This is a genomic window from Photobacterium rosenbergii (assembly GCF_003026455.1).
Classification (GTDB): domain Bacteria; phylum Pseudomonadota; class Gammaproteobacteria; order Enterobacterales; family Vibrionaceae; genus Photobacterium; species Photobacterium rosenbergii.
The window spans coordinates 922,973-944,038 of record NZ_PYMB01000001.1; the positions used below are offsets into that span (position 1 = coordinate 922,973).

A 21,066-nucleotide genomic window follows, 5' to 3' on the forward strand; every position below is an offset into this window, starting at 1 on the left:
TCTGATGGAATTCTTATCCCAGCTTCCACGGGTATTGTTTTTCACTGGCAAAGGCGGTGTCGGTAAAACAAGTACTGCCTGTGCAACTGCTATGCACCAGGCCGCAAGTGGTGAGAGAGTACTACTAGTGAGCACAGACCCTGCTTCCAATATCGACGAGGTACTTGAAACCAAACTCAGTGGTTCGCCTACCGCCGTTAATCATGTTGAGAATCTATTTGCCCTCAATATTGACCCACGAGCGGCTGCAGCAGCTTACCGTGCCAAGGAAATAGACCCTTACCGTGGCGTACTGCCAGATGCTGTGGTCGAAAATATGGAAGAGCAGCTCTCAGGTGCCTGTACATTAGAAATAGCGGCTTTTGATGCCTTCACTGAGCTACTGGCTGACGACAAGGCAACAGAAGGCTTTGACCGAGTTATTTTCGACACCGCACCAACAGGCCATACTTTGAGGCTTCTGTCTCTACCTAAAGCCTGGACCGGCTTTGTCGACGATAACTCAACTGGAACGTCTTGTTTGGGCCCTCTTGCGGCACTTGAAAAGCAAACTGCGCTATACGCCCGAGCGGTCGAATTGCTTGCCAACGAAAGCCATACGCGTCTGGTGCTTGTCACCCGCCCGGACCAAGCAGCCTTAAAAGAGGCTGCCAGAAGTAGTTCCGAACTCTTGGAGCTAGGCATTACCAATCAACACTTGGTGATCAATGGCCTGTTTGAAGCAACTGATTTGTCAGATCCGATAGCCGTAGCTTTAGCCAAACGATCCTCAGCGGCCTTAGCTGAAATGCCAGCGCAACTGAGTCAATTACCGCAAACTACCATTCCAATGAAAGCTAACCCGCCAGTTGGTCTTCAAGGGCTAGCGGAATTCTTTAACAGTGAAGGCAGTGTACTATCAGTCAGTGATGAAATAGCGGCCCCTGAAGGTGACGATCTCCGTACACTTGTAGAAGAGTTGGCGCAAAGTGGCCGTGGTGTCGTAATGACAATGGGTAAAGGCGGTGTGGGTAAAACGTCTGTAGCGGCAATGCTCGCTCGCCAATTGGCTAGTAAAGGCCTTCCTGTCACCCTGACTACAACTGACCCGGCGGCCCATGTACAAGATGCGGCGGGCGAGGTACCAGCTAACCTACTGGTTGAGCGTATCGATCCAGTAGCAGAAATCGAACGCTACAAGAACGATGTCATCAGGGATGCCGGTGAACTAGATGCCGACGGATTGGCTTTGCTTGAAGAAGACTTACGCTCCCCTTGTATTGAAGAAATTGCTGTATTCCAAGCCTTTGCCCGTACTGTTTATCAGGCAGACAACAGAATTACAGTGATCGATACAGCTCCGACTGGCCATACCATCCTATTGCTCGATGCTGCCCAAAGCTACCACCGCGAAGTCTTGAAACGTGGTGATGCCCATTCTGACGAAGTAAGCGGTTTGTTACCAAGGCTACGCGACCCGTCCTTCACAAGATTGTTAATTTGTACCCTGCCTGAGGCGACTCCGGTACATGAAGCCGCAGACTTGCAAGAGGATTTAGCCCGTGCCGAGATCAAGCCTGCTGGCTGGGTTGTTAACCAAGCTCTGGCACCACTAGATGTCACTGACCCGCTGTTGGTTACCCGAAAACAGCGTGAAGCGAAATACTTGAAAGAAGTCAGGGAGCAACATGCAGAAAGTATGTATGTGATACCTTGGCAAGCTGAAGGTTTATAACCTCTGGTGTTCTTCTTAAAGATATAAGCAAAAAGCAAAGGCCCTTTAGGGCCTTTGCTATATCTTTCGTTGTTGCATTTACTGGTAGCTCACTTTAAGGCTTTCCCTTGCTTCGAGATTGTCTTTGGCATGTTTCGGGGCTTCCTCCAATACATCCCTACTCCCTTCTTCACCTTTAGCGTTGAGTTTAACTGAAGTGATTTGCCAATTACTTCCTGCTTTGGTCAGCGAGAATTCATACTCGCCTGAAATTGCCCAGAAGCCCTCCTTGCCCAGCCAATGGCTAGCAGTGAAATCAACCGTCGCTTTTGCCTCTTCCTGATTCACGGCCACTTTCATGTTTTGCAGATCATGGAATGTCACATCAAATCCAGGCAAGAATGCAGCCCACTGCGCCATCAACTCTTGGCGGCTGACCGATTGTGGCTCGCCACCAAATAGCGAGGTATAGTCAACGGTCAGTTGTGGGGCAAACAACCGGCCAAGATATTCAAAGGCTCCTTGGTCAGTCAGTGCTGAAAAACTATTTATGTTACTGCGGATCTGCGCTTCATCTTTGATGAGTTGTGCGGCATTAACGGCCATGGATAACACTCCAAATAAGACGGGAATAAAATATTTCAACTTCATGCTTACCTCCCTATATGCTTCTATCTATCCAGCTTAGTGGGATGACTCAAAATGCTTCACTACGATATCAACCGCTTGGCTTACCACTTCTGGCTGGTCATAGAAATCGAATTGGGAGATATCCTCCAACCATGTTGCCTGAACATTTGTGCCTGCGGTGGCCAGATACTGGTGAGCACCTGCTGGCAATGCCATTGCTTCTGAAGCGACCATCATTACTGGCTTATCCTGTTTGGATGCACTTAGTTGGGCATCGTAATTGAGCCAACCATCCCAAGAAACAACATTAAATTGGTTGTCATACTCTGGGATCAAACCGCGATCGGTTTCTGTGTAATAAGGTGCTTGGTACATCAAGGAAGCTTCGTTAGTCGTACTGGCCGCCTCGATGTATACTGGCTCATCCGAATTAGCAGCCTGCTCTGAAGCGGCCAACAAGCCTTTCACGCTTTCTTCACCGCCATAAATTGCTGTCGCCATCGCTTTATCGTGCAACCACGGGGCTACCACTGTCGCGGCTTTCACTTTGTCGTTCCCAGCAACTGCGTCGAGCATATAGCCTGCCGAGGCACAGATTCCCAAACCACCAATTCGGCTACTATCGATTTGATCAAGTTTTGCCACCGCATCAATCACCGCACGGATGTCTTCAGTCTTACGGCTAGGGCTTTCCAAGAAGCGAACTGAATCAGATGACTGCCCCCAGCCACGGAAATCAAAAGTCACAGCAGCATAGCCTTTATCGGCAAGGGCTTGGGCATAAACCGCAGGCATTTGCTCCTTCACGGTCGTCCAGGCACCAGTCACAATCACCACGGGTGGGTTTTCGACACCTTCTGGCAAATACAAGTTTGCGGCTAGTTGACCAACATTGGTTTTCAATTGGATATGCTGCATGGTGCTTTCCTCTGAGGCTGGTTGGGTAATGGTATTACTTGCGTAGGCCGCGACAGGCAGTGCTCCTACTATCAACATAAGCAACTTCTTAAACATCTGCGTCCTCTCCTTGATTACTTTTCTGGTATTTGGCTTAACAACATGGGGGACTTTGCGGCCCTGTCGTCTAACTTGGTTACAGATTAGCAATGGGCGACCCATGAAGATTGAACATTACTGCTTGGGTTTTGGTACAAAATTGCAGCCACTAACTGGCGGTTGACGAAATGGCTAGCTGTCAGCTAGGTTATTGAAAGGAAAGGTGTGACATAGAGGAACAGTGATGAAGTCCAGCCTGAAGTTTTTCGACTTTGAATCGAACATATTGTCTGATTGCGGAGAAGTCTTGGATATTGAGTTTTCGAACCAAGGGTTGAACTGGCCGGGCGTGGTGATAGAGAAAGGTACTTCCCCCCATTTCTACCCACAAAATGTCTACACGCCCTACTTCTATTTTGCTCTGGCGCTGGAAAAGGATTTGAGTTGGAGTGTCGAGCAAGATGGCAGTTTCTCCGAGCTGAAAACCAGCCCGGGCAATATCTGGATCAACCCGCCGAAAACCCCATTTACCCATGATATTTCCGAACCCTGCTATTTCGTGATTCTGGCAATAGAAGAACAAGAGTTTCTCAGTCACTGCCCTCTCAACTTGGAAGGTATAGAGCTGCAGTTTCTCAATAACTACAACGTAATGGATGAAACGATTAAAGGCATCATGGAGTTATTTATGCTGGAGGCGAAAGCCAAAGGCAGAAATGGGGACATATATCTAAAAAACTTAATTTCGCTATTGTCCACGCATTATGTCCAAAATTACTCGAATTTTTATGACCAAAAAAACAAGCAATTATCCTCATCGAAGTTTGACCACCAGCAGGTTAGCCGGATAGACCAATACATTGACGACAATATAGGCAGCCATATTTCGGTTGATGATCTTGCTGACTTACTAAAATGCAGTAAGTTTTACTTTCTTCGGGAATTCAAGAAATTAGTGGGGGTCACACCCTACCAATACTTGATGACCAAGCGGCTGGAACAGGCAAAGACCTTACTATCTGGTGAGTCTGTCAATATCGCTGTCACGGCCCATGATCTTGGCTTCAACGATCAATCCCATTTTACCCGTGCGTTCAAAAACCACTTTGGCATCACGCCAGGCCAATTCATCAAGCAAGGCCAATCCTAGCTATTTTCCTTCATCATCACTTGTGCAGATCCTGCACAAGTGATGTTCCAACCTGTTAGTTTTTCATATCTCCCCGATCCCTATAATGCCCCTCATCTGCTGCACAGGCAGCTAATCGACTTACTGATGAGGGTGTCATCCATGACAAACAAATATCAAAACGCGGTACTGGACGATCAAGCATTGATTGATGGTCTCAAGGCTATCAATCCAGTATGGGGCGATCTGACAGTCAGGGTTGCTGGTGAAGTTTGGGGCCAGCCGCTACTCGACCAGAAGACCAAAGCGTTGATCACCATTGCCATTGATCAGATGGCATTGAATGTCACCGGTGAAGGCAACCCATTTGGCGCGCATGTTGATATGGCCCTCAAGCAAGGTGCGACCTATCAAGAGATTGAAGAGTTAATTGTCTTTGCCTCGGCTTATACCGGCTTCAACAAAGGGGCAACAACCATGGGCGCACTTAATAAAATCCGTCACGAGCGAGGTGATATCTAATGGCTATTCCTGGACTTAAAAAACCCGATCATATCGGCTTCACTGTGCCAAATATTGATCAAGCGGTGTCATTTTTCAGCAACCACTTCGGCTTTGAGCTTGCCTATGAATTTGGTCCGTTTGCTGCTGACGACAACTGGATGGCCGAGCATTTAAATGTTAATCCGCGTGCTCAAATCAGCAAAATTGCGGTCATGAATGCCGGCGGAATCAACCTGGAAATTTTCGAATATGCCGACAATATCCACCGTTGCAAAACAGCACCGAACAACGCTGACATCGGCGGCCACCACCTAGCGTTCTATGTCGATGATATGGATGCGGCTGTGAGCTACCTGAAAGAACAAGGTATTAAGGTTTTGGGTACACCAAACGTCATGACAGATGGCCCGACAGCAGGTGAAAGCTGGGTTTACTTTATGGCACCTTGGGGCATGCAACTTGAGCTGGTTTCTTATCCTAACGGTAAAGCCTATGAAAAAACCTCAACTGTTGCGTTGTTTGACCCACGATGAACCTTATTTTCGTATTGCTCGTTGTGATTGCGGGTATGGGTCTGTCCTTTGAGGCAGGCCTACTCGGCCCTTTGGGGAGTGAAGTCGGCCACTTGTGGGCAACCTTGAGTATTTTTGGTGTTGGGGCATCACTGCTGTGGCTGATCAGCCTCTTCATACCAAGTAAAGAAACCATAAGCCTTCACGCTATTCCCAAGTGGCAATTGTCAGGTGGTTTGCTCGGACCAATATATGTTGTGGTACTAACACTGGCTACGCCAGCATTGGGGGTCGCGATGACAATGATCGGCGTACTAACCGGGCAAATTGGCAAGAGCTTTGCCATCGACTATTTCGGCTGGTTTGGCACTGCTAAAAAACCAGTCAATAAATTACGTGTGTTAAGTATCTTGTTTGTCATCTTGGCGATGTTTTTCAGTTACATGGGGGCCGCATGATTATTTTTGTCTTGCTAGCCATTTTATCTGGCATAGCGCTGAGCGCACAGGCAGCAATCAACGGGCAACTTGGCGTAAAAGTCGGAGTAATCAGAAGCTCATTGCTGACATTTACCGTTGGTACAGTGGTGACTGCCTTGCTGATTTTCTTTTTCGAGCCTAACTATGATGCCACTTTGCTCACCGTTCCTAAATGGCAGTTAACTGGCGCGCTATTTGGCATTGTATACATGGTCGTCATGGTCGCTGCAGTACCTAAAATTGGCGTAGCTGTCGCCACTGTAGCCACCATTTTTGGCCAAATGACTATGAGCCTGTTTATCGATACGGCAGGTTTACTCGGCAATGAGCCTATTGCCCTCAATTACTGGCGTTTAGCTGCCATGCTGTGCATCGCCGCCGCCCTTGTATGTATTTTTATGGCGAACCGATCGCCGGAGAACAACAATGACTAAACAAGCAACGACCCTTATCGTTTTTTTCAATTTAAAAGATGGCGTTAGCGAGTCTGATTATCTACATTGGGCACAAAACATTGACCTACCCACGGTCAATGCCCTTAACAGTGTGGCTTCATTTGATGTCTATAAAGGGCTATCAATCCTCGGCCAAGATACTCCATCACCGTATCAGTATTTCGAGGTCATTAACCTGAAATCGGAAGCCGCTTTTCTGGATGATATCCAGTCTGAAGTAATGACCAAGGTCATAGAGCAGTTCCAAGCTTTCACCAAAGACGCGAGCTTTATTTCAACTCAAAATATTGCTGCGTGATAAACAATAATTAAGGCAAGTTACTCAAGTGGCTTGCCTTTTTAATGTACAAAACCTTAACTCTAGCTATGTGATTGATGGATGCTGCTCATGAAATATGATGTATCGTTGCTGGAAATAAAACTGTTCTTGATGACGTGCCAATATGGCAACTTCTCTGAAGTCGCAAGAAGGCAGGATCTAACGCCCTCTTCGGTATCAAGGAAAATGGCACAACTAGAAGAAAAGGTTGGCACCAAACTACTACACCGCCATACAAGGGCGATTTCCCTCACCGACGAAGGTGCAGCCTTTGCCAAGCACTGCAATGAAATAATCCATCAGTTTGAAATGGTGACAGAGCGCATCGAGCAAAGGGCTGATACACCACGCGGTACCGTCAAAATCAGTGCACCTGTGGCCTTTGGCCGGCTGCATATCGCGCCTTATCTTGCAGAACTGCTTGAGCGCTACCCTTTGCTCAAAGTCGAACTCCATCAGACAGACACTTTTATCGACCCTGCCCTCGAAGGGATAGATCTATTGATACGCGTAGGTGTACCTCAGGACTCTTCCATGCGAATGAAACGCTTTGGCAATCAACAATATGTGATGGCAGCCAGTCCAAACTATTTGAAAGTCCATGGAACACCGCAAACACCGGAAGATCTTGCCAAACATAACTGTTTGGTGTTTAAGGGAACAAAAGGGTTACAACGCTGGTTTATCGGCATTGAATCGCTCACACCATATGACGTGAGCGGCACGCTTTATAGCAATAATGCCGAAACCCTTGTCAGCGCCGCCGTCAATGGTGCCGGTCTTGTGCTATTCCCTACCTGGTTGATTGGCGAAGAAATCAAAGCCGAGCAGTTGCTGCCTGTGATGACAGATTACCAATTATCGACGACGTCTGAGCCACAAACTATCAGTGCCCTTTATTTAGAAACCGATAATCTCGCCCCCAAGGTCAGGGTGGTGATTGACTTTTTTACCCAAAAGTACGGCAACCCTTGCTACTGGGATAACATTTAATTTCGGTAACACTGATAAGATGATCGACCTCTCAGATCCCACTAACAAAGAACGATTTTCGAAACGCTTAACTCACACGGTATAAACTTGATATACAACAAGTTTATTATCGGTACTGCTATGCTTTTGAAATCTCGTTTTATAGCCATATTTAAAGGAATAAAAGTATGGCTACTCAAGCGCATGATATGGCGTATACTATTTATTGCCCTGTTCAGTGCGGTTATCAATGCCGCTCAGTTCTATTTCTTCTACTCCCAAACTCTTGAAGTATTAGCGCAAGAATTATCCTTCCAGCTATTACCTGAAGAGTTAAACGCCGTCGCCCAGTCTCTACCTTCTATGTATGAAGCCATGAACAATTGGCTGATATTACTACTTTCATTGCAGCTTGCATTAGCCACATGGGCCGGATGTTGGCTCAGTTATCGCCTTTACGGCCCTGTCGAACGCATTCGCAATGCCCTGGTCGACATCTCCATGGGGAAATTATCTTCAGAAATTCGAATTCGAAAAGGCGATGAACTTACCGATATCGCCGAGGATATCAACGACAGTTCCGCTCGAATTCAAGTCATGGTAATGAGCATGAAGGAGAACATCGCCGTATTAGAAAAGTGTGATTTACCCCAGGAGCAAACCTTACACCTTGAGACCATTAGGCATAACTTGGAGTACTTCGAAACCCTAGAAATTGACTACAGCGATCACCCCAAAAGTAAAGTTGAGCATGATGATGAACCTGTGGTCTAAATCCCAGCTCAGATTCGACGTAATCATCACACTGCTGATATCTACCATATTACTTGGAAGCATCCACTCAGCAAGTGCAAAAAGCGCGGCTCAGACTGTTGGGGAAGGCATACAGCTGATTCAACAGGGGCAAGTCAGCGCGGCAAAAGCACGCCTGAGCGGTATCCCTGAGCCCTATAGTGGAGAAGCCTTATTCCTCGCAGCCCGGATTGCCGAATTCGAACACAGTTGGACTCAAGCCATGTCATTATACCGGCAATACTTAAGCGAAGATCCTTTCAGTGTCCATCAGCTCGAAGCCCGTGCGGCCTTTGCGCTTTTGAGAGCCTACAGGAATGATCCCCTACTCGCCGATTTTCTGTATCTCATCCAACTTCGTGATCAAAATGCCATTGCCCAAATGCAGCAAGCAAGCTCAAGGCTATATGCCACCCACCCTAAACAGCCATTAGCTATACGTGGCCAAATTTTAATGGCTCATAGCTTGCTTGAACTCGCACTACAACCTCAAAAAGCCTTAGAGCTTTACCTGAAGATTGCTGATGCTACATTTTCAATGCAAGAAGATTGGTATATTCAAGCCACATTTGGCGCTGTGTTCTCTGCCTTAAGAGCCAACCAAACGTTAGTTGCAAAGGCACAATTTGAACAACTTCAAGCCAAGCTTGACTCCAGTTGGGCTAACCGGAATAGCCTGCTTGCCCGAAGTTGGCAACAAAGGGTTAACGCTATGGCATTTATGCTTGACCTACAATCTGACAAGATTGCTAAAAGCGAGCCTCCTTTCCTGTGGGGAGTCGGGGCACGCTTGCTGCTAGACACCCCCGTAGGGAGCAATAACAAATTCGCCCCTATTTGGCAGGCCTTAACCGAAAAAGAACTCTCTGTGCAAAGTGTCACCTTATGGATCACCCAAGAAAGCGACTGGCACTGGCTACGTTCCGATCTTTTACGAGGTGCTCACGCTAATGGCTATATTCCAATGATCAGCTACTGGTTCTTTGGCGATAAGATCAGCCCTGAATATGTTGAAGCAAACCGACAGCGCTATCTTGATGAAATCAAGTACAAGTTGATCCCCCTATTGCGAGATCTACCACAGGCTTACTTGATCCTTGAACCTGAATTCAACAAGCAAGGCATCGAAACATGGGAGGGCTGGGATCCACTAATGCTTGAGGCCATCGCACTTATTCGCAAAGGTGCACCACAGGTAAAAATCGGTCTTGGGCTTGGTGACTGGGATCAACCCGGCAGCACACCAAGCTATGCCAGCGCGCAGAAAAGTATTGAAGCCAGCGATTTTGTCGCCAGTATGCTGATGCTGTCTAGCTATACCGAAAGAGTCCATTCAGCCCCGGACTGGTCAGCCTGGGTACGGGCACTTCGACTTGGCGAACGTTTACAACAGCACTTCAACAAACCCTGGATGCTGGCTTACCTTTCAATCGCTTCTGAGCCAAATTGGGAAGCCCAGCAAGCCATCGAATTACAAAAGCTCAAAGACTACTTGCCTATGCTCAGAAAGTTGGGGTTATTTGCGCTCAATTGGTTTTCACTCACCGACGAACCCAACCAGCAAGGCTGGTTTTCCGATGCCGAGCAAAGTTTTGGCCTACTCACTGCTGACTATCAAGCCAAGGCTTCATTCAACGTTTACAAGCAACTGGTTAATAACAACAGCGAACCAAACACCCCACCCCAAATACTCAACTTCAAGGTAGGGAAAATACCCGCGCCAGTACTCACACCCTTGACCATCAAAGCCGACTTCTCCCATTGGGCAGCTTGGCAGATCGTTATTATGCAGGATGAGAAAGCATGGATTTCACAAGGGGTCGGCGACTCACTTCAACTCAATTGGCATGGTCAGATGCTACCGGAATGGGCGCATTCCGGTCCAGTCACAATCAGCCTTTCACTTAACGGACAGCTCATTACGCAATCCCAAGCTTCGTGGGATGGAACATTAAGTAGCACTTCTATCATTAATGAAAGTATGACGCTCAGTACCTGGCAGATATGGCAAAGAGAGCCACCGGAAAAACTGAACCCGCTTATGCTAGGTAAAGAGGTGCTCGGAAAAGAAACACTAGGAAAAAAGGCGCTCGGAAAAGAGACTAGCGGCGCATTTGAAATTGTCTTGACCAACACTTCACCAGAGCAGGTGTCGTCGCTTTATGTTGGCCTGATAGACAGTGAGGGGTACTTACAAACACTCTCCTCCTCTGGATATACCTACTCTCAGAGAAATAACATTGCTATAAATATTCCATTGTCGGAATTTAAGTATTCTTGGGTTAAGTATGAAAACGGTTTACCAATATGGAGAGAAAATCCAACTGGCACAATATCTATTGTGCTGCAGAACAGTGCTCAAACGCCTATTAATTTCGAAGTAAGCAAAGTACATACTTTATTGCCCTAATCAGAAATATCATTACTTCTTCTATTGTTGAGTAATAAAAAGGCAGGTATTTAAAAATACCTGCCTAAATCTTATAACCTAAGTTTAATTACTTAAATATTATTTTACTTGCGGTAGCGTACCTTCACCGTTAGAAACAACGGCATCGATTTGAACCAAGGCATCCATCTCAATCTGGGAAACGCCAACCACTGTACGAGCTGGTAGTTCACCGTTGAAGAAAGTGGTGTAAACCTCGTTGATTGCTTCAATATCAGCAACATCTTTCAAGTGGATGTTGATTTTAACGATATCGTCCATAACGTGGTCAACACTTTCAACGATTGCTTTGATGTTCTTCAGGCACTGCTCTGCCTGCTCTTTAGCACTACCAGCAACGATAGCATTTGTAGCAACATCCACAGGCAACTGAGCAGCAATGTGGTTGTAGTGAGAGAACGCAACGGTTTGCGTGTGCAGTGCATTACGAGGTGCTGCATCAGTATTGTTAGCACGGATAACGATATTGTGGCGATCTTCAACTTCCTGTGGTGGTGTACCGTCACCGTGAGAAACAGAAGCGTCGATTTGCACTAGCGCGCCCATAGGTAGTGCATCTGCTGCAATGATAGAACGTGCAGGTACGTAAGCGACGGTGCGTGCAATAGATGAGTCAGGGAAGAAAGTCGAGTACACCTCGTTCACAGCATTAACATTAGCCAGATCGCTTAGGTATAGGTTGATTTTAACGATGTCATCGAATGGTACATCAATGCTTTCAAGAATCGCTTTCATGTTCTTCAAACACTGAGCAGTTTGCTCCTTCACACCACCTTCAACGATAGCACCGGTTTTCGGGTCTACTGGCAGCTGAGCTGAGATGTTGTTGTAGTGAGAGAAAGCAACAGTGTGAGTCGCTAATGGGTTTAGCGGTGCATTTTCAGTGTTGCGAGATAGCTTAACAAGTGGGCAAGGAGCTTGAGGAGCAGTACCTTCACCGTTAGAAATCAATGCATCCATCTGTACGCGAGCGTCGCTCAATGGCAATGCTGCTACTTGAACCACGGTACGGGTTGGGATCAAGTTTTCGAAGAAAGTCGCGTAGACTTCATCTACCGCTTCCATATCTGCAATATCTTTTAGGAACACGTTGATTTTAACAACGTCGTCCATCACGTGATCGATGCTCTCTACAATCGCCTTGATGTTTGTTAGACACTGTTTAGCCTGCTCTTTGATATCACCAACAACAATCTCACCTGTTTTAGGGTCAACAGGTAATTGTGCAGAGAAGTTATTGTAATGAGAGAAAGCAACTGTCTGAGTAGATACAGTGCTTAGAGGGGCATTTTCAGTGTTTCGAGAAACTTTAATGATCGCATCAGTCATTTCGAATTATATCCTTTGATGTAGTACAGAAATAAATATCTATCTGAAGTAGATTTATTTTGAAGTATTTTGAAAGTGAAGAGATAGTATGGGAAAACTTTCACTTTAAATGTGACTTACATCAAAATATATTTTCACTAACAGCAGCCTATTGATAGAATAATTAGTCACTTTACGACTAATTATCCACAAAAGTGCTTATTTGCTGATTACAACTCCATTTTTTATTCGAATGATTCGCAAAAACTGAATACAATCTCAGTAAGTTAATATCAAAAATCAGCTGGTTTTAATCATTTTTGATAGATTGTTCACAATAAATATATCCAAGTTGATATACACCATGATATTTATGCCTTTTATAACGTCTATAACTGAATAAATACCCTCAGGTATTCTGAATTAAGAATAAATTCCTATTTCTCTATACACCCCCATACGGATAATAATTAATCAAACAAGATATGTGTAAAATCCACATCACAATAGTAACAACCCTTTAACACCAAAAGGACTGCAAGGGTACTAAAGTCTCGAACATAAAAAAGGCCAAACACCTATGTTGACCTTTTAATATCAAGCAAATTGAAGAGTGATGATTAATTATTGGAACGATACATTGGACATCACAGACAAATGATCAGAAGCGTAAATACCGTCTTTAACTACATTCTGATATTTAAACGTATTTACCGCTAACTTTTCATTGACGAAAATATAGTCGATATCTTCTGGTTTCTCCTTGCCATAGCCATGATAGGTAAAGACCTGTTCTTTATCACCGTTGACACCCGAAAATGGCTGCTTGGTAATTTCCCGGGCATCTTGGTACAAATCAGTCAGTGATTGATAAGAGTCTGTATCACTGCGCTCAAAGTTCAGGTCTCCGAGCACAATCACCGCATCACCGGCACCACCGGTAATTTCATCCGCTTTCTTGCCCAGCAATTTCGCACTTTCTTGGCGTGCTGTTTGGCCGATGTGGTCAAAATGGGCATTGAAGACCAGCACACGCTTACCTGTAGAAATTTCTTCCAGTCGTACCCACGTCGTTATCCGCGTCAGGTCGGCATCCCACCCCACGCTGGCTACAACTTGTGGCGTTTCAGACAACCAAAATGTCCCGCCACCGAGTTTTACATACTTATCATTGCGATAAAAAATCGGTACAGCTTCACCCTCAGCATTGCCGTCATCACGTCCTACCCCAACCCAACTGTATTCAGGTAGTTGACGAGCCAGGTAACCGATCTGATCGCTGAAAGCTTCTTGTAGCCCGGCAATGTCCGTTTGGGCAATGATATCTGCCACTATTGCCTTGCGGTTATCCCATGTATTGTTTCCATCATATTCGCTGCCGGCAACACTGTCTTTGCTATTACGGATATTGAACGACATCACATCGAAATCCGCAGCCATCGCCGGTAAGCCGAGGGATATTAATAATGCCACTGAAATTTTGTTCATCATTAATTTCTCCAATATTGAAATTATGAAGTGGCAGGGAAAGTTATCTTTCCCTGCAACAAGTGCATTAACCTTTGAGGGTTATTGTTTGATCTTTGAAACCTTTCCGGTTTCCAGATCTAACCGCTTCAGATCCACGATGGTCCCTTTATCCAGGTTTAACTCGAAGTGATAGCTTGGCTCGCCGTTAGCGAACTTAGTGAGGATGGCAAACAGACCGCCAAATCGCTGTTTGAACACATCGCCGAATTGAGTTGAATCCGTCACGGTCTGCTCAGCCAAGGTACTCGCCAAGAGTTCATATTGCGGCATCCGGTTTCGGTCAACGTCTTTGAAAGCCAATTCATCGGCGTTTCTCAAGCGGTAGAAATCGACAGCGAGATCGAAACCGTTCCATTTTTCAAAGTCATCAAGTGATAGGCCATTGTCAGACGCTATCTGCTTGGCACTGGCCTCTGCTTGTTGCCAAGCCTTGGCAAACGCGGGATCGTTAATGGCTGATGGGTCGAAGTTGACCGGTTTTTCCTGACAAATTTCTACCGCCTGACGGCCACCTGAAAGTGTCATAACTTGAGCTTGGGTTAATGGGCTATCCAGTTGGCTAAGAGTCAGCATCTGGCGGCCATCAAGTGCAAATACCATCTGTTTCAAGTCACATGGCCACTCTTCTGGCAAAAATCGCATTCTTGTCAGTTCAGTAATATGCCAATTGGTAAATTCATAGTAATCCTTCGATGTCAGGACATCCTTGTTCCAAATTTCCTCAGCCCCTTCGGCCTTGAGGTGTTTCCATTCCTTCTCATAATGCTCAAACAACTCATCGAAGCGCGGTACTTTGTCGAGTATCACCGTCTCAACTTCAACTTGGCTGTCCGATTTAAAGCTCAACAACTTGTAGGCAGGAACATAAGCCGCCATCGACGGGGCCTGGACGTTAAATATGAAAGATCCATCATCGTAACGTTTCACACCGGTGTCATTGAAGTGCATGTGGCCACCGATATGCAGCTTGATCCCCGTTTTCGCCAAAGCATGGCTAACGTCCTCTTTCGGTGAACGTGCTAACTGGAAGTTACCCGGGCCGAAGATATCCTCTATGGTCTCCGCTGCACCATTATAAAACTCCGTCATCGGGAAATGGCTGAAAGCCACCAGCGTCTTGCCTTCGGCATTGGCCCTTTCAACAACGGTTTTCATCCATTCAATCACATGCTGTTTGTGAGTCAGCATCCTGTTGTAACCAGCATTGCCCGAGCCGGCGAAGTTCGCGGCAAGTTCTGGCTGAGCAGTATCGGCATCCGCATTTGGGATATAAACGTTGGCATCGATTGCCAGTAACCACAATCCTTCCACTGGCTCGACGAGATAACTGGTATCCGGCACCGTAAAACAGGCCGAGTAGTTTGGCTGTTTATACTTTCCCCCTGTCCCTTCGTGGCAAATCTCATACTGGCGCTGTTGATAGGTCGATTGGCCCAATGCCTTGTCGAAGTCATATGTGGTTTGGGTATAAGTTGAATATGGCGTTTCCCAATACACATTCGATGCCTGTGGGAAGAAGCCAAAGTCTCCCAACTCTGCCATAAGACCTTCGTAACCAAGTTCGCGGATTTCTTCGGTACATACCGTTGGTAATTCATGGCCGGCATTAATGACAGCACTATTGCCTTCGTAACCGACACACTCATTGGCCCCTTTGCTAAAAATACGCTGGGTTTTGCCCTCTTTGCCGAGAAAGTCCTTCTCTCCGCTAGGCCTATCGAATGGGCGAACCGGGTCATGGTTACCGGGTGCGGCAAAGAACTCAATATCATAAGTCTGGGCATAATGGTCGAGTATTTTTTTCAATCCTCGGATATGAACTGGCTGGCCGTCATCACTGAAATCACCCGGCAGAGCGATATACTTCACACCACGCCGCACCGCATCATCAAGCGCAGCCAAAAGAGCAAAGTAGTTTTCATTAAACAAGCGGGTCGAAGTCAGCTGGGCATGCATACTGCGGATAGTCGCATTCTGACCGCTGTGGCTGTTTTTCAAACCTTCGAAACTGCCATCGGTAAAATCACCGTAAACGTCATGGAAATGAATATCCGGCATGAAGGCAATCTGGGTCTGCTCCCTTGCTGAGGCCGTATTGAATGCCATTGCTGTAGCCATAGAAACGAGGAGCGCAACACTGCTTTTTCTGAACCTTTTCATTAAGGTATCTCCGTGGTGGGTCTTATTATTGGGCCCGTGTGATTTTGAATTTCGGTTTTGCTTCTTCTTGTTTTTTTGGTAGTTCTTCACCCTTGAAAACCAGCAATGAGCCCACTGCGATGATGCCCGAACCTACGGCAATCGCCAGCACATACACCAGCCAATTTTCAACGGCAAGCCAACCATAAAAACCAGAGATGGGTGCACGGTTTACAGCGCCTAACCCAACAGCCATAGCCGAGCCAACAGCTGAGCCGATCACGTTCACAACGATTATTTTCGGATTTGCCAGTGCGAATGGGATAGCACCTTCAGAAACACCGATGAGCCCCATTAAAGTTGATGCCTTACCTGCATCTTGAAGGGAATGTGGGAAGCGTTGCTTCCAGATAAGAGTCGCAACACCAATACCGATAGGTGGAATAATTATAGCAACCTGAGCGGCGGTGTTCGGGTCGTAGATCCCTGATGCGAGCATCGCCATCGCTGTCGTTACTGCCGCCTTGTTGATAGGGCCACCGAGGTCAAAGCCGACCATCCCCCCGACGACTGCTGCCAGGACAATCTTGTTGCCATCAGACATGCTGAGTAGCCAGTTCTCCAATCCGCGGTTCATGGCTGCAAGCGGATCACCAATGATGTACATCATGACGAGACAAGCTAGTAAGGTACCGCCTACGGGGATAATAAAAATGGGGCCGGCTGATGCAACAGATTTAGGCAGCTTAACTTTGGTAACCAGTAACTTAACGATATAACCGGCAATAAAACCAGCCGCCAAGGCACCGAGAAAGCCTGTTCCCATCTCTTTGGCTAACAAGCCGGCAACCATACCCGGGGCAATACCCGGTTTGTCTGCAATCGAGAAGGCTATATAGCCTGCGACAACTGGTAGCATCAGGCTCAATGCCAGCCCACCAAAACCGTCAAAGGCATGGAAAAGCCGGACCAATGCATTGGCCGCTTCAGCGTGGCTTCCATCCCAAATATTATCAATGCCATAGAATGACGCACCAATACGGGCAATCCCCATGATCACTGCCCCGGCAATGATCAACGGCAACATGTAGGAAACCCCAGTCATAATTGCGGTCTTAACTTCGGTTCCTACTGATTTTTCTTTTTTATTCATTGAAAACTTAGCCATTATTTATTTCCTCGCAAATTGCTTCGAAAACGGCATTTCCATGTTTAATTGGGTCTGCTACCGCACATTCCAAAATTGGTAAGCTTGAGAACCTATCTTTTTTTGCAATCGCTACTTCTGCGGCAATAATACAACCGTCTGCGCGTGCAATATCTTCTTCTGTTATTTCGTTTTCAATCCCCAAGCTACCTTGAGTTTCGACTTTCACTTCATGCCCTAATTCTTTTCCAATCATTGCCAGTGATTCTGCCGCCATATAAGTATGTGCGACACCTGTTGGACAAGCCGCTACACAAACAAAATACATAATTAACCTCGTTGATTTTCACTTGGATAAAATAGAAAAAGCACAGCAAAAACATAAGTGCTTTCTGTGCTTTTATTCGGTTTATTTCTTGCTTTGTAACTAGAACTTTTTCTAGGTGTAAAGCGAGTTTATTTTCTTGAGAGTTTTGATGAGAGGTTGAGCTAAGAGACAGGCAGGTGGTGAGGTTAAAAAGTTGCAAGTAAGCGGCTGCCGGATCACCCATATTACGCTGACAAGACAACATCTGTGCAATAGAAGAGTTCACACAACCATGAGATAGCAGATTAAAATCAGCAACTTGGATATTCAAGCGTGATTGCCTTTCTGCTAACGCAAGTAGCTCACGAACAGGCTTTTTACCCGACTTGCGAAATGATAAACGATCAGTCACCGTATCCCACATTCCGCTCCACTGCTTAGCTAAAGTATCTAGCTCATCAGTTTTGTTTTCTTCAGACCGATTCAACTTATCTAATTCAGGTGTCAGCGCTAGGCTAATTTTTTCAAGCATAGTCAGCATGGAAAAGAGCGCCTCTTTTCCTTTTACTACCACTATGCTGAAAAACAAACCCAAACGAAGCATTGAGATCACCTGATCAAATAAAAGTTAACGAACTAATCCTAACAGTAATAATCTTATATCGTCTCAGACAAAGATCACATTACTAGGAGTGAATATAAATCAATCTATATTTTCATATAAAAGGCGCTTTAAGTTACGCACCCTATTTTTTATAAAATTCACATTAAGAGTAAAGATTATTAAATTGCTGTATTTCCATCAGATTTAGACTTTAGCTTCATTAATAAAACAATACTTGAAAGAACCAAGGTAATACCATTGCCAAGCATAAGCGGCAGATCATGGGAAATTAATCCATAAATAAGCCAACACAAGATCCCGAACACAAACAAAACATACATAGCTAGCGAAATCCCTGCTGTATCTTTGGTCCTGATGGTATGCAGGACTTGGGGAAGAAATGACAGGGTTGTACATGCTGCCGCCAGGCTACCTAACATGGTGGGATGATCTATCATCACAGGAAACCCAATAGCCAATATTGTCATTACGACCAATACATTCAACGATATTACTTTCATTATTTTCAATCCAATGCTGACCCTCGGGTATTTCCCGAAGTCATGTTGCCTATGCCACCTGCTCGTAGAGGACCCCTTCAAGCAGAGCAATTGTTTCACCACTACTAGCGGCAGGGTTCATTAGTGCCTCGCGAAAATCTCGGTGCATCAGTTTCCGGGCCAGTTTGGAGAAAATACTCATATGTGTACCCTCTTCATCACGGCTGGAAATCGTCAGCATGATCACAGCAGAGACAGTTTCCCCCTCCGCTTCATTCCAAATTATTGGCTTCTCGAGTTGTGCTATCGAAATACTGTTATGGCTAACAGCGGTTGACTTACAGTGTGGAACCGCGACACCAAAACCCAAGGACGTTGCAAAGATAGCCTCTCTGTCCCAGATAGCCTGCTCTACCGCATCGGCTTTTTCCGTTCTGCCTTGTACTTCGAGGTTATCCGTCAACTGCTTGATCACACCTGCTTTATCATTGGCATCACACTGAATAACAAGGCTTTCGGATAGAATTTCAGGTTTTTCCTGCTGTTGCCAGAAATGCTCGATACACGCCTTCACCTGCTCTGCCGTTCCTTGTGCGCATACTTCGTCAAGCAACTTACCGCATTCGTCAAAATCTACTTTAGCCAGTTCTGCACGTAACGGCACAATACTCGGCGCCGACAAGCTGATTTCATCAAATCCCATGGCAAGTAGTAGTGGCAATGCTCTTTTATCACTAGCCATCTCGCCACAGATACCCAACTCAATCCCTGCATTTTTTGCCGCTCTGGCTATGTCACGCAGGAAGGCAATAAACCCAGGGTGGAAGCTGTCATAAAGAGATGAAACTTGGCGGTTCCCCCGATCACAGGCCATAAAATACTGGGTGAGGTCATTACTGCCTATAGAGACGAAATCGATCAGCCCAGCCACTTTTTCAATCAAGTAACGTGCTGAAGGCACTTCAACCATAATCCCTAGCCGCCACTGACCGATTTCAACCCCTTCAGCCTGCAATTGAACTTGGCACTGCTGGCATAACTGGCTAATCCACTCCACCTCTTCCAAGCAAGAAATCATCGGGATCATGATGTCGACTTGACCATATCGAGATGCCTTTAGCAAAGCTCTTAGCTGAGTTTCGACCATAGCCTGGTACTGCGGATACATCCGAACAGCGCGATAACCCAAGAATGGATTTTCTTCTTCGGGTAATTGCAAGTAAGACAGTGGCTTATCTCCGCCAATATCCAAAGTACGGATAATGACTGATTTCCCTGCAGCAGCCTCGATAACTTCACGGTAAACCTCGAACTGTTCATCCTCACCAGGTGCTTGTTCTTGGTCCATAAATAACATTTCGGTTCGGAATAGCCCTATCCCTTCAGCGCCCTGTTCAAAGGCACTACCGGCTTCAATACCCATTGCGATATTGGCAAACAGCGCCATAGGCTTTCCGTCTTTGCTTTGGCCCTGACTGGTCGCAAATGGTGTCAATATGGATGTTTTAGCCGCCTGTTTGCGTTGTTCTAACAGATAGAACTGATCCACTTTTTCATTTGGCTCGCGGATCAAGCATCCATAGCTAGCATCAACAACCAAAGTATCAGCACTATTAGCAAAGGCATTGACGCCCTCAACAGCGGTTAATACCGGTACACCAAAAGAGCGAGCCAGAATCACGGTATGCGATGTCTGTCCTGCTTCTGCTAGCACAACCCCCTTGAGTAGTTGCTTATCCAATGCCAAAAACTCACTTGGCGTCAGGTTATCGGCGATAACAACACTGCTTTCAGAAAGCACAATAGGCTGCTGGAGAGGCTTGCCCAAAACAATACCGGCTAGCCTTGCACACAAGTCATCGATATCCAACGCCCGTTCACGCATATAATTACTCTGACTTTTCAGCAATGGTGCTTTCAACGCATCGGATGCCCGAGCAATAGCATGGATAGGATTTCCCTGAGTGCTGAACTTCGCCAACGATTCACTGAACAAACTGTCACCTGCAATCTGCAAATGGGCTTTGAGGATAGTGATCTCTTTAGGGCTGTTTTTTGATTCAGCTTCTACAATTTCCTGTTCAAGCTGCTGGCAAAGTGTGAACAACGCTTTTGTCAGCACGCTATCGACGTTGCTACTAGACTGCAATTGCACATCTTTAGCCAACTGATAGAGGTCGATGTTGCTGCAAACAACCGGTCGCCCTCGGCCAATACCTCGGGAAACAATGGTGCCTCGAAGCAAATCCGGCTCGGCTTTCACCAGCGCCACAGGAAGGGGTTGGTTTATGTCAGCTTCGATCACTTCGAGCGGCTCATCGCAAGAGGCGAAATCCCTTTCAACAAAAGATTTAATATCCTCATAGGCAGCTTGCTCGTCAGCGCCGTCGAAGACCAAAAGGCAGTCGTCCCCCATTACGACATCGGCACCAACTAGCGATAGCACACTTTTTGCGTCTGCTTGTGTTCCTTTCGTTTTATTCTTTAGGGTGATCTGACAGCTATAACGCTTTGCGCGGATCTCTATTTCAGCGGCAGGCCTGGCGTGAATGCCATTAACCAACGGGTTGGTAAATTCAAATGATGTAGTCATGATTGCCC

The 21,066-nt window shown here is 46.1% G+C and carries 20 protein-coding genes; 10 read left to right on the plus strand and 10 right to left on the minus strand.

Going from position 1 to position 21,066, the window contains the following annotated elements; all coding sequences use genetic code 11:
* Nucleotides 1–4: 4 nt before the first annotated feature.
* Nucleotides 5–1,714, plus strand: a complete 1,710-nt coding sequence (gene arsA / locus C9J01_RS04475) for an arsenical pump-driving ATPase (protein WP_107296884.1) — start codon at nt 5–7, stop codon at nt 1,712–1,714.
* 78 nt (nt 1,715–1,792) lie between these two features.
* Here the strand turns inward: arsA and C9J01_RS04480 are convergent, their stop codons facing one another.
* Both C9J01_RS04480 and C9J01_RS04485 read right to left on the minus strand, forming a co-directional pair.
* Nucleotides 1,793–2,344 carry a nuclear transport factor 2 family protein gene (locus C9J01_RS04480; RefSeq protein ID WP_107296885.1) on the minus strand — a complete coding sequence of 184 codons (552 nt, stop codon included), beginning with the start codon at nt 2,342–2,344 and terminating at the stop codon, nt 1,793–1,795.
* Between the two features lie 33 nt (nt 2,345–2,377).
* Nucleotides 2,378–3,241, minus strand: a complete 864-nt coding sequence (locus C9J01_RS04485; protein WP_336596066.1) for an alpha/beta hydrolase — start codon at nt 3,239–3,241, stop codon at nt 2,378–2,380.
* A 322-nt stretch (nt 3,242–3,563) separates the two neighbouring features.
* Between C9J01_RS04485 and C9J01_RS04490 the strand changes: the two genes are divergently transcribed.
* The 9 genes from C9J01_RS04490 to C9J01_RS04530 all read left to right on the plus strand — a co-directional run bounded on the left by C9J01_RS04490 (nt 3,564) and on the right by C9J01_RS04530 (nt 10,891).
* Nucleotides 3,564–4,469: a helix-turn-helix domain-containing protein gene (locus C9J01_RS04490; RefSeq protein ID WP_107296887.1), complete on the plus strand. Its 906-nt coding sequence runs from the start codon at nt 3,564–3,566 to the stop codon at nt 4,467–4,469.
* 141 nt (nt 4,470–4,610) lie between these two features.
* The gene (locus C9J01_RS04495) at nt 4,611–4,970 is read left to right on the plus strand and encodes a carboxymuconolactone decarboxylase family protein (RefSeq protein ID WP_107296888.1); all 360 of its coding nucleotides are present in this window, start codon (nt 4,611–4,613) and stop codon (nt 4,968–4,970) included.
* Nucleotides 4,970–5,485 carry a VOC family protein gene (locus tag C9J01_RS04500; protein ID WP_107296889.1) on the plus strand — a complete coding sequence of 172 codons (516 nt, stop codon included), beginning with the start codon at nt 4,970–4,972 and terminating at the stop codon, nt 5,483–5,485. The genes C9J01_RS04495 and C9J01_RS04500 overlap by 1 nt, the downstream gene beginning before the upstream one ends.
* On the plus strand, nt 5,482–5,922 hold the full coding sequence (locus tag C9J01_RS04505; protein WP_107296890.1) for a DMT family transporter: 441 nt from the start codon (nt 5,482–5,484) through the stop codon (nt 5,920–5,922). The genes C9J01_RS04500 and C9J01_RS04505 overlap by 4 nt, the downstream gene beginning before the upstream one ends.
* Complete coding sequence (locus C9J01_RS04510; protein ID WP_107296891.1) at nt 5,919–6,377, plus strand: DMT family transporter; 459 nt, start codon at nt 5,919–5,921, stop codon at nt 6,375–6,377. Before C9J01_RS04505 ends, C9J01_RS04510 begins: the two co-directional genes overlap by 4 nt.
* Nucleotides 6,370–6,696, plus strand: coding sequence for a hypothetical protein (locus C9J01_RS04515; protein ID WP_107296892.1), 327 nt, complete (start codon nt 6,370–6,372; stop codon nt 6,694–6,696). Before C9J01_RS04510 ends, C9J01_RS04515 begins: the two co-directional genes overlap by 8 nt.
* A 90-nt stretch (nt 6,697–6,786) precedes the next feature.
* Nucleotides 6,787–7,710, plus strand: coding sequence for a LysR family transcriptional regulator (locus C9J01_RS04520; protein ID WP_107296893.1), 924 nt, complete (start codon nt 6,787–6,789; stop codon nt 7,708–7,710).
* A gap of 183 nt (nt 7,711–7,893) precedes the next feature.
* A complete protein-coding gene (locus tag C9J01_RS04525) occupies nt 7,894–8,463 on the plus strand; it encodes a methyl-accepting chemotaxis protein (RefSeq protein WP_107296894.1) in 570 nt (189 codons plus the stop codon).
* Complete coding sequence (locus C9J01_RS04530) at nt 8,441–10,891, plus strand: tetratricopeptide repeat protein (RefSeq protein ID WP_107296895.1); 2,451 nt, start codon at nt 8,441–8,443, stop codon at nt 10,889–10,891. The genes C9J01_RS04525 and C9J01_RS04530 overlap by 23 nt, the downstream gene beginning before the upstream one ends.
* Before the next feature lie 99 nt (nt 10,892–10,990).
* Here the strand turns inward: C9J01_RS04530 and C9J01_RS04535 are convergent, their stop codons facing one another.
* The 8 genes from C9J01_RS04535 to ptsP all read right to left on the minus strand — a co-directional run bounded on the left by C9J01_RS04535 (nt 10,991) and on the right by ptsP (nt 21,058).
* Nucleotides 10,991–12,259 (minus strand): RidA family protein, encoded by a 1,269-nt coding sequence (locus C9J01_RS04535; protein ID WP_107296896.1) that lies wholly within the window; start codon nt 12,257–12,259, stop codon nt 10,991–10,993.
* 603 nt (nt 12,260–12,862) lie between these two features.
* Nucleotides 12,863–13,729 carry an endonuclease/exonuclease/phosphatase family protein gene (locus tag C9J01_RS04540; RefSeq protein ID WP_237156864.1) on the minus strand — a complete coding sequence of 289 codons (867 nt, stop codon included), beginning with the start codon at nt 13,727–13,729 and terminating at the stop codon, nt 12,863–12,865.
* Nucleotides 13,730–13,807: 78 nt separating this feature from the next.
* The gene (locus tag C9J01_RS04545) at nt 13,808–15,928 is read right to left on the minus strand and encodes a metallophosphoesterase family protein (RefSeq protein WP_107296897.1); all 2,121 of its coding nucleotides are present in this window, start codon (nt 15,926–15,928) and stop codon (nt 13,808–13,810) included.
* A 25-nt stretch (nt 15,929–15,953) separates the two neighbouring features.
* On the minus strand, nt 15,954–17,075 hold the full coding sequence (locus C9J01_RS04550; RefSeq protein ID WP_107296898.1) for a PTS fructose transporter subunit IIC: 1,122 nt from the start codon (nt 17,073–17,075) through the stop codon (nt 15,954–15,956).
* Nucleotides 17,068–17,382 (minus strand): PTS fructose transporter subunit IIB, encoded by a 315-nt coding sequence (locus C9J01_RS04555; protein WP_107296899.1) that lies wholly within the window; start codon nt 17,380–17,382, stop codon nt 17,068–17,070. The genes C9J01_RS04550 and C9J01_RS04555 overlap by 8 nt, the downstream gene beginning before the upstream one ends.
* Nucleotides 17,285–17,965, minus strand: coding sequence for a hypothetical protein (locus tag C9J01_RS29480; RefSeq protein WP_146157057.1), 681 nt, complete (start codon nt 17,963–17,965; stop codon nt 17,285–17,287). Before C9J01_RS29480 ends, C9J01_RS04555 begins: the two co-directional genes overlap by 98 nt.
* Before the next feature lie 179 nt (nt 17,966–18,144).
* A complete protein-coding gene (locus C9J01_RS04560) occupies nt 18,145–18,486 on the minus strand; it encodes a SemiSWEET transporter (RefSeq protein WP_237156866.1) in 342 nt (113 codons plus the stop codon).
* Between the two features lie 49 nt (nt 18,487–18,535).
* Nucleotides 18,536–21,058, minus strand: coding sequence for a phosphoenolpyruvate--protein phosphotransferase (ptsP, locus tag C9J01_RS04565; protein ID WP_107296900.1), 2,523 nt, complete (start codon nt 21,056–21,058; stop codon nt 18,536–18,538).
* Between the last annotated feature and the right edge of the window lie 8 nt (nt 21,059–21,066).